The organism is Pseudomonas sp. GV085, assembly GCF_003050925.1.
Classification (GTDB): Bacteria; Pseudomonadota; Gammaproteobacteria; order Pseudomonadales; family Pseudomonadaceae; genus Aquipseudomonas.
On the sequence record NZ_QAOV01000012.1, the window covers coordinates 122,395 to 135,138 of the forward strand.

At 61.4% G+C, this 12,744-nt stretch carries 9 protein-coding genes; 5 read left to right on the top strand and 4 right to left on the bottom strand.

Annotation, left to right across the window (positions count from 1 at the left end; translation table 11 throughout):
* Positions 1–171: 171 nt before the first annotated feature.
* Genes C8K63_RS23220 through C8K63_RS23235 form a run of 4 tightly spaced genes read right to left on the bottom strand, consistent with a single transcriptional unit; the run spans position 172 to position 5,005 of the window.
* Complete coding sequence (locus tag C8K63_RS23220) at positions 172–1,221, bottom strand: DUF2955 domain-containing protein (protein ID WP_108218806.1); 1,050 nt, start codon at positions 1,219–1,221, stop codon at positions 172–174.
* On the bottom strand, positions 1,211–2,329 hold the full coding sequence (locus tag C8K63_RS23225; protein WP_108218807.1) for an HlyD family secretion protein: 1,119 nt from the start codon (positions 2,327–2,329) through the stop codon (positions 1,211–1,213). Before C8K63_RS23225 ends, C8K63_RS23220 begins: the two co-directional genes overlap by 11 nt.
* The gene (locus C8K63_RS23230; RefSeq protein WP_108218808.1) at positions 2,322–3,833 is read right to left on the bottom strand and encodes an efflux transporter outer membrane subunit; all 1,512 of its coding nucleotides are present in this window, start codon (positions 3,831–3,833) and stop codon (positions 2,322–2,324) included. Before C8K63_RS23230 ends, C8K63_RS23225 begins: the two co-directional genes overlap by 8 nt.
* 14 nt (positions 3,834–3,847) lie before the next feature.
* Positions 3,848–5,005 (bottom strand): AI-2E family transporter, encoded by a 1,158-nt coding sequence (locus tag C8K63_RS23235; RefSeq protein WP_108218809.1) that lies wholly within the window; start codon positions 5,003–5,005, stop codon positions 3,848–3,850.
* Positions 5,006–5,583: 578 nt separating this feature from the next.
* Here C8K63_RS23235 and C8K63_RS23240 point away from each other — a divergent pair.
* From C8K63_RS23240 to C8K63_RS23260, 5 genes are all read left to right on the top strand, one after another.
* Complete coding sequence (locus C8K63_RS23240) at positions 5,584–6,486, top strand: LysR family transcriptional regulator (protein ID WP_108218810.1); 903 nt, start codon at positions 5,584–5,586, stop codon at positions 6,484–6,486.
* Positions 6,487–6,612: 126 nt separating this feature from the next.
* The gene (locus tag C8K63_RS23245) at positions 6,613–7,239 is read left to right on the top strand and encodes a glutathione S-transferase family protein (RefSeq protein ID WP_108218880.1); all 627 of its coding nucleotides are present in this window, start codon (positions 6,613–6,615) and stop codon (positions 7,237–7,239) included.
* Positions 7,240–7,302: 63 nt separating this feature from the next.
* Positions 7,303–9,333 (top strand): pyridoxamine 5'-phosphate oxidase family protein, encoded by a 2,031-nt coding sequence (locus C8K63_RS23250; RefSeq protein ID WP_108218811.1) that lies wholly within the window; start codon positions 7,303–7,305, stop codon positions 9,331–9,333.
* Between the two features lie 109 nt (positions 9,334–9,442).
* Positions 9,443–10,639 carry a DUF3142 domain-containing protein gene (locus C8K63_RS23255; RefSeq protein ID WP_108218812.1) on the top strand — a complete coding sequence of 399 codons (1,197 nt, stop codon included), beginning with the start codon at positions 9,443–9,445 and terminating at the stop codon, positions 10,637–10,639.
* Positions 10,626–12,743, top strand: coding sequence for a hypothetical protein (locus tag C8K63_RS23260; RefSeq protein ID WP_108218813.1), 2,118 nt, complete (start codon positions 10,626–10,628; stop codon positions 12,741–12,743). The genes C8K63_RS23255 and C8K63_RS23260 overlap by 14 nt, the downstream gene beginning before the upstream one ends.
* The last annotated feature ends 1 nt before the right edge of the window (position 12,744 follow it).

Genomic DNA, 12,744 nt, shown 5'->3' on the forward strand with positions numbered 1-12,744 from the left:
CTTTGATTCAGATAGGGGCGACTGCACAAGCAGGATGTTCAAGAATCTTTTATTTACGGATGCAGCCTTCACTGACCAGAGAGTTTTCTTACAGTAACTGGATGGGCCCGAGGAATGTGAGGGGGGCTTTTCTAACATATTCAAGACGCTTTCCTGGTTCGTACCGTGTGATCAACCGGTCTGGCCCTCTTCAGGTGTCGGCTTGGCGACATGGCGACGCCGCCGCGTATCCAGCAAATGGACCATCACACAGGCATACAAAGTCACCAGAATGAACAGGCCCATGCGGATGGCGAAGGCGGTGTAGACGTCCTTGCCCGCGGCACTGTCCTGTACCGATTGGCCGAGCAGAATGATCAGGGTCGCCAGGCTGTTGAGCCAGAAACTCGGTGGTTGTCGGGTCCGGGCCAGGCCGTAGAGTTTTCTGGCCACCAGCAAGCCGAACAGCAACATCCACAGAAAGAACATCCACAGGTTGACGAACAGGCTCAGCGCGCACCAGAAAAGAATCGCCATAAGGCCACCGAGCAGGGTCGAGCCGAGCAATTCCTGGCCGGCGGTGCGGGCGCTGGTCGCGCAGCTTTGTTGGCCTAGGCTGACGGCTTTCATGATGATCGGCAGGTAGCTGGCCGGGTCGACCATGGCCAGCAGGAAGGTCGGCAGCACCACCAGCGTGGCACGCAGGGCCAGCCAACTGCTTTCGGTTGGAGAAAGGCTCGGGCCGGGCTTTGCCGCGGGGGCACTGGCGGGGTCGGGAAACAGCCAATGGCTGATGGTCAGCGTTGTCACGGCCAGGAACAGCCCCTTGACCAGGGCCACGATCACCTCAAGCGCCAGGGCGAATTCGGCGGTTCCGGCCGAGCTGATCAAGGTCAGGCCCACCACCAGGAAAGTCGCCACCAGCGGGTTGCCGCCGCGCAGGCCATACCCGAAGGCCATGAACAGGCACAGTCCGACCAGCAGCACACCACTGAACGGGTAGTAACGCAGCAGGGGAATGAGCAGCAGGCCGGTCCCGGTGGTCAACATCAGGATCAGGATCAGACCCAGGCTGGCCTTGAACGGCAACGGTCGGTTCATCGCTGCCAGCATCATCAGCGCCAGCATCGGCGCGAGGAACGGGATGGGCAGGGCCAGACCGAAGCTCGCCGCCAGGCACAGTGCCGTACCGAAGCCCAGGCGCAGGGCGCGCGTGACCCGGGCCGGACGCTCAATACGCATAGGACATCCAGCTCATCAGGCGCAGGAACAGGCGACCCGGAATATTCAGCGGGTTACCTTCACTCGGGAACGCCATGACTTCTGCTTGCCCGCCGGACCGGATGCCCTGCGGGCTGGTCAACTCACCGGGTTCGAACTCGATGATGACCGGAAAGCGCTGGGCAGGGCGTAGCCAATCGCGGCTGTTCTCCACTTTTGGCAGGCTGCCCGGTTGGGTGGTCTGGCCGATATCGACGCCATAGCCGACGCTGCGCACATGACCTTGGTAAATTTTCCCGGGCAGGGCGTCGAGGACGATGGACACCGGCGTCCCGGGCTGGACACTTCCCAGGTTGTTTTCGGTCATATCGGCGCTGATCCACACATCGTGGATGGCAATCAGGGTCATCACCGGCGCACCGGCAGCGGCAAACTGGCCGACATCGGTGCGCAAATCGGTGATCAGGCCGGCCGAGCGTGCGTGGACCTTGGTATTGCTCAAGTCCAGCTCGGCTTTTTCAAGGTTGCTGGCGGCGCTGAGCAACTGGGCGTTTTCGCCTTCATTACCGCCCTGTTGTTCCCGTGCACGTTGCACTTCGGCCTTGGCCGCGGCGACCTGGCTGATGGACTCTTCCAGGGTGGCGCGGGATATTTCCAGGCGTCGCAACGAGATGGTGCCCGGGTCTTCGCGGTACAGGCGTTCAAGCCGCTGGATGTCCTGGCGTGCCTTGAGTTCGTTGGCCTGGGACGCGCGCAGGGACGCTTGCTTGGAGTCGACGCCGGCGGTGTTGGCGCCCACCTGGCGACGGGTCGACTCAAGGTCGGCGCGGGCGCGATCGACGGCAATCTGGTATTGCTCTGGATTGACTTCAAACAGCAATTCGCCGGCCTTGACGTCCTGGTTGTTGCGTACATGCACCTTGGTCACCCGGCCGGATACCTCAGCCGCCACCGGCACAACGAAGGCCTGCACCCGTGCCTGTTGCGTGTAGGGCGTATAACGGTCGGCCATCAGGTACCAGACCAGGCTCAGGATGATCAGCAGCACCACCCAGTTGATTGCTTTTCTGGCCGGGTCGGTGTTGGGGGCCGAGGCGTTCTCGGCGGCCGGTTGTTGGCTGTCAGTCATGGGCACTTTCCTTCGGTTCGTCGAGCAGATCGCCCCAATCGGTCCGTTGTTGCATCTGTTGGCGGGTGGCCGGGTCGATCATCGGCTGGTCGCTGTACCAGCCACCGCCCAGGGCCTTGTACAGGGCGATCAGGCTGTTGACGGCGGTGCCACGGTTGACCAGGTAGATATCCTGTTGGGCAAACAGGGCGCGCTGGGCATCCAGCACGCGCTGGAAATCCGAATAGCCTTCGCGGTATTGGGCATTGGCCAGGGTCACCGAACGTTCGGCGGCTACCGAGGCTTCGCTGAGGATCTGGTCGCGCTCCAACGCTTTGATCAAACCGGTAGCGGCATCGTCAGCCTCGCGCGCCGCCTGGCGCACGCTGTCCTGGTAGATAACGATCAGCTGCTGCAGGCGGGCATCCTGCACGCGGACGTTGTTGGTGATCCGGCCATGATCGAAGATATCCCAGCGCAGGCTGGGTCCGGCCACCATGTCGAGGGTATTGGGCGCACCGTTGAGCGAGTTGGCGGACCAGACGATGCTGCCCAGCAGGCTGATGGAGGGGTACAGGTCGGTCTCGGCCACACCGATCAACGCCGACTGCGCCGCCACTTGCAGCTCGGCAGCGCGTACATCGGGGCGCCGCACCAGCAGGTTGGCCGGCACATCCTGCAAGACTGCTGTATCGAGCAATGGCACCACTCCGGTGTTGCGATTGAGGTCCGGGATCGAACCGGGTGGTTGGCCGATCAGGGTGGACAACGCATTGCGCAAGCTGGCCACCTGGCTTTCGAAATCCGGGATGGTGCTCAGGGTGCCCAGGTACTGGGTCTTGGCTTGTTGCAGATCGAGTTCGGCTTCGGCCCCGCTGTTGAACAGGCGCTCGGTGATCTCGTAGCTGCGCTTTTGTAATTTGGCGTTACTGCGGGCGATTTGCAGGCGCGCCTCGGCAGTGCGCAAGGCGTAGTAGTTTTGCGCCAGTTGCGCGTGCAACAGCACCAAGGCATTTTCATAGTTGGCCTGGGCGGCAAACCAGGACGCGTCGGCCGACTCGATGGCACGGCTGAAACGCCCCCAGAAATCCAGTTCCCAACCGATATCGAAGCCGACGCTGTGTTGCCAGAAATGCGTGTCCTGGGGGTTGGCGCCGCCCGACTGTCGACGGTTCAGGTACAGGCTGTCGGCGCTGGCTTGTTGCAATTGCGGGTAGCGTCCACTCAGGGCGATGCCCAATTGCGCGCGAGACTCCATGACCCGCAGGCCAGCGACGTGCAGGTCGGGGTTGTGGGCATCGGCTTCGGCCATCAAATGGTCCAACACCGGGTCGTTGAACACGCGCCACCATTGGCGGCTATCAGGTTGCGCGTGTTGTTGGCCGGCGATCTCCAGGGCCGGGCTGTTCCAGTGGTCGACCCAAGGCTGGGCCGGCGACTGGAAATCCGGGCCCAGTTGCACGCAGCCCCCCAGGACAACGGTGCCACAGAGCAGCAGCCGGCTGATGCGAGCAGGGCGTGGCATCAAGCGCAAACTCCTCAGACAGGACGCTGATCGTTCATTGCCTCTGTCTTCGGTGTCTCGTTCAACGCCTCGATCTCGGGTGTCTCGTTCATTACCTCTGCAGACGGTTGATCCTGGACCCATTGCCAGAACAGTTGGTAGCCCACCGCCAGCGCAACCGGCCCGATGAACAAACCGATAAAGCCGCCGCTCACCATGCCGCCCAGGGCGCCAATCAGAATTACCGGCATGGGCACATCGACGCCGCGGCCCAACATCAATGGCTTGAGGACGTTATCGGCCATCCCGGCAATCAGGCTGTAGATGCCAAACACGATGGTGACCAGGCTGGTCCCTTCGGTGGCGAAGACATACGCGATCACCGGAAGGGTCACCAGCAGCACCGGCAATTGCATGATCCCCATCAACAGCGCCACCATGGCCAGCAGCCCGGCACCGGGGACACCCATGAGCACGAAGCCCACGCCCACCAGTAACATCTGAATGAACGCGATGCCCACCACGCCCTGGGCGACCGCGCGGATGGTAGCAGTGCAGAGCTCGGTAATGCGTGGGCCACGCTCTGGTCCGGAAAGGCGCGAGGTGATGGCCAGGGCGCTTCTTTCGCCGTTTTCGCCATAGGCCATGAGCACGCCGGCAATGATCAGGGCGCCGATGAACAACAGAAAGCCCACGCCAACGTCGGCCATTTTGCCCAACAAGGTCAGGCCGACGGACTTGATATAGGGCATCACCTTCATCACCACGCTGCTCATGTCGGTGGCGGCTTGCATCCAGTAGCCGTAGAGCGGCTTGCCAATGAGTGGCAGGGAAGCGATTTTTTCGCTGGGGAGTGGAATCTGCAGCGTATCGGACTTGAGGACCGCCAGGGTGCCCTGGACCGATTCACTGATCGAGGTGCCCAGCAGGTAGATCGGCACCATCAGCAAGGCCAGGGAGACCACCACGATCAGGGTGGCGGCACGACCGTCCTTGTTGACCAGCTTGCGCTTGATGAGCGCATGCAGCGGATACAGGGTGATGGCCAGAATCAGCGCCCAGAGCATGAGGTTGAGGAAGGGGTGGAAGATCTGGAAGCAGAACAGCACCAGCACGGTAATCAGCCCGGCGCGTATCAGTACATCGAGCAAACCACCGGACAGTGCTCTTGCGGAAATGTTTGTGCGCAACATTCTCGAACTCCTTGCGGTGTCACCAGGTTAGCCAGCTAGTTGAAGTTCACTCTTCCCTACGGAGTGACTCTTGAAAGCAAGATCGATGGACAGGCGTCCAAGCGTTAACAACTAACGCCTTATTTCACGTAGGGAAGATTTCAACGAGGTACCTACTAATACTCAATAGGTAACAGGGTGGCTTGTAGTATAGGAGCAGTCGTATATTCCGCCTGTTTATGCAGGCTGGAATTCTGCCGTTGTGGATATCGTCCGCTGACGAGCCCATGCCTGGAAACGGGTTGGGAGCCGAGCCAGTGGCTCTTTTTCCCTGTCAGGCATTAGCCGTTGCAGCGGGCGGGTCCGGATAATTGCGAACAGTCGCACCTGTCGCAAGAAAATAATCCTCATTAATTATCAATAATCCCCGGTCTGCTCTTTGAGGTTTGTGCCACGCTTGGTTTTTACAGCGCAGGCGCTAGAGTGCAGTAGCCCATTGATTTACTTGATGGTCGGACGCCCAACTTTGTTATTGCACACTTGCGTTTAACATCCCGGCCTTTTATTGCGATTTATCTATCTGAAATGAGGACAGTGCCATGGACCGCTTCCAGGAAATGCAGGTCTTCGCTGCCGTCGCCCAGGAACAGGGTTTTTCGGCGGCGGCGCGGCGTCTGGGGCTGTCGGCGGCCAGCGTCACCCGAGCGGTGGCGGCGCTGGAGAAGCGTATTGGCACGCAACTGCTCACACGTACCACGCGCAGCGTGTATTTGAGCGAGGCCGGTCAGCGATATCTGGAGGACTGTCGGAGAATTCTCGCCGAGGTGCAGGAAGCCGAGGATTCGGCAGCGGGCAGCCATATCCATCCTCGTGGGCAATTGACCATCACCGCACCGGTCTTGTTTGGCGAGCTGTTTGTCACACCGTTGATGGTGAACTACCTGATGCAATTCCCCGAAGTCTGCATCAACGCGCTGCTGGTGGACCGGGTAGTGAGCGTGGTCGAGGAGGGCGTCGATGTGGCCATCCGCATTGGCGAGCTCCCCGACAGCAACCAGCATGCGATCCGCGTGGGTGAGGTGCGGCGGGTGATCTGCGCATCGCCACAGTATCTGGCCAGCCATGGTCGGCCCAGGCATCCACAGGAGCTGGCTGTGGCGCCGATCATTGCGACATCCGCCATAGGCCAATTGCGGAGTTGGCCATTCATTGAAGACGGCGAAACCTTGAGTGTCCGGGCTGAACCACGACTGGTGGTGACAGCGAATCAGGCGGCCATCACGGCAGCCTGTCTGGGGTTGGGCTTCACGCGGGTACTGTCTTATCAAGTCGCGAGCAAGGTGGCTGCCGGAGAGCTGGAAATCATTTTGGCCGACTTTGAACTGCCGCCGTTGCCCATCCATGTGGTCTATCAGGGCGGGCGTAAAGCGCCGGCCCGGGTGCGCAGCTTTGTTGATTTCGCGGTGAAGACCCTGCGCGAGCATCCGGCGCTCAAGTGTTGAGTTATTTCACCCAATGAAATAATTGATTGCGTTTTATGGTGATTCTGTTGTTTTGGTTGAAGGTAGAGTATGCGCCTCATCGGTGCTGGTCTTCCTGAGCAGCACCACTCACCCGAGGTGTCGACCATGCAAGCGATCAAACTCTACAACTTCCCACGTTCCGGCCACGCTCATCGTGTCGAGTTGATGCTGTCCCTGCTGAAATTGCCGATCGAACTGATCTTCGTTGACCTCGCCAAGGGCGAGCACAAGCAACCGGCGTTCCTGGCGCTCAATGCATTCGGCCAAGTGCCGGTGATTGATGACCAGGGTGTGGTGTTGGCCGATTCCAACGCGATTCTGGTGTATCTGGCGCAAAAATACGGCAACGGTCGCTGGCTGCCGGCTGATCCGGTGGGTGCGGCCAAGGTCCAGCGCTGGTTGTCGGTGGCTGCCGGTCCGATTGCCTTCGGCCCTGCCCGGGCACGTTTGATCACTGTGTTTGGTGCGCCTTACAACGCTGAAGAAGTGATTGCCTACGCCCATACCGTGCTCAAAGTGATCGATCACGAACTGGCTAATACGCCGTATCTGGCCGGCACTGAACCGACGATAGCCGACGTCGCCGCCTACAGCTACATCGCCCATGCGCCTGAGGGCAATGTGTCGCTGGACGAGTACGCAAACATTCGCGCCTGGCTGGCCCGCATCGAAGCCTTGCCAGGTTTTGTCGGCATGCCGCGCACCGTTGCCGGTCTGCAAAAAACCGCCTGATGTTGGTGGCCCGGTATTGCCGGGCCACTCCGTTCTGCGCCACTGGCGCAAGGGAGCAGCCGTATGGACCGTTCACCCTGGCATGCCGGCGAGAAGCAATTGCAGGCGCATGTGGGCGTTGCCGAGCGAATGGAGGTGTTCGGTCGTAAGGTGATTCGCAGTGAGATGCCGGACCAGCACCGCACGTTCTATCAGCAATTGCCGTTCATGCTGTACGGAGCGGTGGATGCCGACGGTCATCCCTGGGCCAGCATCCTTGAAGGTGAGCCTGGTTTCGCCCACTCGCCAGAACCGGGCTTGCTGCAATTTCGCAGCCTGCCTGCCGTTGACGATCCTGCGCAGGTGAGCGATGGCTCGGCCATTGGCTTGTTGGGTATCGAGCTGCACACTCGCCGTCGCAACCGCATCAATGGCCATGTCCGCGCCATGTCTACGGGTGGTTTCGCGGTTACGGTAGACCAGTCCTTCGGCAATTGCCCGCAGTACATTCAGTTGCGCCAGTTTCGCTCGGTGCCGCTGGCCGATCCTTCGACGCGTGCCGCCGAGCATTTCAACGAACTGGATGACGCGGCCAAAGCCATGATCGCCGAGGCGGACACGTTCTTCGTTGCCAGTTATGTGGATGTCGACGGTGAACGTTCGGTGGATGTGTCTCACCGTGGTGGGCAGAGCGGTTTTGTACGCGTGGAAGGCAATCGCCTGACCATTCCGGACTTCGCCGGCAACCTGCACTTCAACACCTTGGGCAACCTGCTGCTCAACCCCCGGGCCGGATTGCTGTTCATCGATTTCAATAGCGGTGATTTGCTGCAGCTCAGCGGACGCACTGAAATCATCCTGGAGGGCCCTCAGGTCGAGGCGTTCCAGGGAGCCGAGCGTCTGTGGACAATCGATGTCGAGCAGGTGGTACGTCGCCCCGCCGCCCTGGCCTTGCGCTGGCGCTTCGATGGCGTGTCACCCACCAGTTTGCTCACCGGCACATGGGAGCAGGCCACGGCGCGTTTGCAGGCCAAAGCCCTGGGTGATCAATGGCGGCCGTTGCGGGTGGCGCGGATTGAAGCGCAAAGCCACAACATTCGCTCGATTTACCTGGAGCCTGCCGACGGAGCCGGGTTGCCACTGTTCCAGGCCGGGCAGCATTTGCCCCTGCGTTTCAACATTGACGGTGAAGTGCACATCCGCACCTACAGTTTATCGAGCGCGCCGTCCGATGATTTTTTCCGCATCAGCGTGAAGCGTGACGGGCGGGTGTCTACTCATTTGCATGAGCAGATTCGTGTTGGCGATCTATTGGAAGCGCGGGCGCCGCAAGGGCATTTCACCGTCGCACCCCATGAGCGTCGGCCTTTGGTGTTGCTGGCGGCCGGGGTCGGTATCACGCCGCTGTTGTCGATGTTGCGGGAGGTGGTTTACCAGGGATTGCGCACCCGCCGTATCCGCCCGACATGGTTCATCCAGAGTTCGCGCACACTGGCTGACCAGCCATTTCGCCGGGAGCTGGATCGCTTGCTCGAAGACGCCGGTGACGCAGTGCGGGTGGTGCGTTTGCTCAGCCAACCGGAAGCCGAGGCGATGCAAGGAGAGGACTTCGACCTCAGTGGACGGATCGACGTCGCGCTGCTCAAGGATCTGCTGACAGTCGAGGACTACGATCAGCTGGATTTTGTCGTCTGTGGCCCCGGAAGTTTTACCCAGGCGTTGTACGACGGCTTGCGTGAACTGGACATTCGCGATTCGCGGATTCACGCCGAAACCTTCGGTCCGTCCACCTTGCGTCGGCGACCGGACCCCGATGCGGTGGTCATCGAGCAACCGCCAGCCGCCACCACGTCGGTGCCCGTGGTGTTCCAGCGCTCGGCCAAGGAAGCGCGCTGGCAGCCGGAGGGCGGCAGCTTGCTGGAGTTGGCGGAAAGCCGTGGCCTGCGCCCGGAATTCAGTTGTCGCGGTGGCTCATGCGGCACCTGCAAGACGCGATTGGTCAGCGGTCAGGTGCATTACCCACTGCCGCCAGCGGAGGTGCCGGATGACGGACAGGTGCTGATTTGCTGTGCGATTCCGGCGCAAGGGGCGCAGCCGTTGGTGCTCGATATCTGAAGATCGCTGCAGGCCAACATTGCCCGCCGGTCGATGGCTGGGTAGGGTAGTGAGCAGAACGAAAAAGGGCCGCAATGGCCCTTTCTGCATTTCAGGAACAGGCGTTTTAATGGTTTTTTTCACTCGCTCGATGGTCTTGCTGATGGCGCTGGCGCTCACCACCGGATGCGAAAGACAGGGTGCACCGCCGCTGGATCAACAGCTTTACGTCTGGCAGCGGCAGTGGACGCCGGCCCACGACGCTGCCCTCAGGGACAGCCGCGCCGACTTTTCGACGTTGCGGGTGCTGGCCTTGCAGGCTTTCCCCAACGCAGGCTGGAGTCGGGCCCGAATTGACCCGGCACTGCTCAAGCGTGATGGCCGGCCGGTGATTGCGGTGGTTCGCCTGGATGGGCAGCTCAAGGAGCTGGATCAGGACGAGGTCACTGCGCAGATCCAGCAGGTGATCAGCGATTGGCAGGGACAGGGGTTGAACCTCACCGGCGTGGAAATCGACCACGACGCCGGTAATGCCCGGCTACCGGCGTACCGCGAGTTTCTCGCGCATTTGCGCGAAGCGTTGCCGTCTTCGCTGCCGCTGAGCATCACGGCGTTGCCGTCCTGGCTCGGCAGCCGCGAGCTGCCAGCGCTGTTATCCACAGTCGACAGCAGCGTGCTGCAGGTGCACGCGGTGAGCGATCCGCGTCGCGGTTTATTTGATGCCGATCAGGCCCGGCAATGGGCGAAGACCTGGAGCCGCGTCACAACAAAACCTTTCTTTCTGGCGCTGCCGGCTTATGGCGTGGCGTTGCTGCCGTCGGTGGGCGGCGCGCCTGTGGTGGAAAGCGAAGTGACGGTGGAGCGTGCAGGCCAGCGTCGGGAATTACTCGCCGACCCGCAGACGTTGCGCACCCTCGGCACCGAGTTGCGTGCCGATCCACCGAAACATCTGGCGGGCCTGATCTGGTTTCGCCTGCCATTGGCCAACGACCGCCGGGCCTGGAGCTTGACCACCTTGCGCGCCGTGGTGCGTGGTGATGTCCTCAGCAGTCAATTGATACTGCAACTCTCGGCTGACAATGGCCTCTATGACATTGGCATCGGCAACCGGGGCAATCTCGACAGTACCTGGCCCGAACGTCTGACCCTGGCGGTCAGTGATTGTGAAGGGGCCGATGCCCTGGCCGGTTACGCGTTGCAACAGAGCCCGGATCTGCTTACTTTCACCCGCCTGCGCGACGGTCGAATACCGGCCGGCGGACAACGTGCCATTGGTTGGGCTCGTTGCGCACACATTGATCAAGGAGGTTCGAATGTTCACCCGTAACTGGCCGCGTCATTTGCTTTGCCTGAGCCTCAGCCTGCCATTGGGTTCGGCACTGGCCTGCGGCCCGGACTTCCCCATGCGTCTGCTGGATAACCGAGGCCAGTCGCTGGCGGAACTGCCGGAAGGCAACTTCCGCTTCGAGATCAGCCGCCTCGGCCACGCCATCAACGGGTTGAAGAACGTGACCGCTGGCGCCAGCTACGCGGATGAACCTGACCCGGTAGCGCTGCGCGATCAGGCCGAGCAGGCCGGACTTTCCGCTGAGCAACAAGTGTTGGTGAAACACCTGCGCAGCCTGACGGATGCCCGCCAGGTTGAAACCCAAGGGGCGCAACTGCCGCCCGAACTCAAATTGTACCTGGCGGGTGCCGTGGCATTTGGCGCGGGTGATCCTGCCTTGGCCGCCGGGTATTTCAAGAAAGTGCTGGCTTTGCCCGCCGAGCAAAGGGCCTCGCGCAGTACCTGGGCGGCTTACTCGCTGGGGCGTGCATTGTTCGCTATGAGCGTCGAAGCCGATGCGGCCCCGGATCTGCTCGAACAATCGCGCAAGGCCTTTGAGCAAACCCGGCAGCTGAGCATCGACGGCTTCAGCGATCCACTGGAACTGGGCGTCGCCAGCCTCGGCGAAGAAGCCCGGGTGGTGCGCACCGCCGGCGACTGGAACCGCGCCATCGAGCTGTACGCGACGCAGAATCTGCATGGCTCCGCGGTGGGCTACACCTCGTTGAAGCTGTTGATGGCGGGCCTGATGACGCTGCCGGAGGATCAAGTGGCCGAGTTGCTCAAGGGGCAGCCCGTGCAGCAGTTGGTGACCGCGTCGCTGATCAGCCGGTTGGGTTGGTCGTTTGGCGACCAACCTGCCAACGAACAAAAAATGATCAAGCTGCTGCAAAACAGCACCCGCGGCAGTCTCGAAAACGCCGATCGTCTGGCGGCGATGAATTATCAACAGGGCGATTACGCCAGCGCCAAGGCTTTCCTCGAACATGCCGGCGATGGCGGGTTGGCCTGGTGGTTGCGGGCAAAACTGGCGGTGCGCGAGGGCGATAAAACCGCGGCCGCCGCAGCCTATGCCAAAGCGGCCCAGGCCTTCCCGCAGAATGAGTCCTGGGGCGAGCGACGGACCCCGGACTACGATTACGGAACGCTTCAGCCCAAATGCCGGGTCGAGGGTGAAAGTGCGATCCTGGCCTTGCAACGCGGGGATTACCTGCAAGCCTTCGATCAGCTGTATCGCAGCCAAAGCATTTACTGGTTCGATGCCGCCACCATTGCCGAGCGAGTGTTGACCCTCGAAGAACTCAAGCACTACGTCGACACACAAGTGCCGGCCCCGCCGCCGCTCAGCCAGCAGGACCGCGACAACTACGTGCCTTTGCCGGTGGCGGCGAGCCTGCGCAATCTGCTGGGGCGGCGTTTGTTGCGCGAGGGGCATTACGAGCAAGCACCGGCGTACTTCGACAATGACGGCTTGCGGCACAAGGCCAAACTGTATGGCGAGCAACGTATGGCGGCTGATTCAGCCTGGTGGCCGACCCGTCGCGCCGCTGCGCTGTTCAATGCGGCCTGGACGGCCCGCGAGTGGGGCATGGACATCCTGGGCTACGAAATGGCGCCGGATTACGCCACGTTCGGCGGTAACTATATGCTTGAAAACGCCGAACTGAAGGTCGGTCCATTGGTGGCCGAGGACGAAGTGAAGCGTCAGCAAGCCAGTGCTGCCCAGCCTGATCAGCGTTACCACTATCGCTTCGTGGCCACGGCGCTGGCGAGCAAGGCGGCGGATAACTTGCCTCACACCAGTCAGGCGTTTGCCGCGGTGCTGTGTGAGGCGTCGGGGTGGAACAGCAGCCTCGAGGAGCAACGCGCGATTTATCAGCGTTATGTCAGAGAAGGGCCATACGTGGAATGGGCCGCTGATTTCGGCCACCAGTGCCCGTATCCCGACTTTGAAAACGCCAACAAACGCTACGTGACCCAAGTCACCGACGCTGCGCGTTCGGCGTTGCGCCCGTACAAGACGCCGTTGCAGGTTGGTAGCGTACTGGCGGTCGCGGCAGGCGCGCTGTTGATGTTCACGCGTCGCCGCCGCAAGGCGCAGTGAG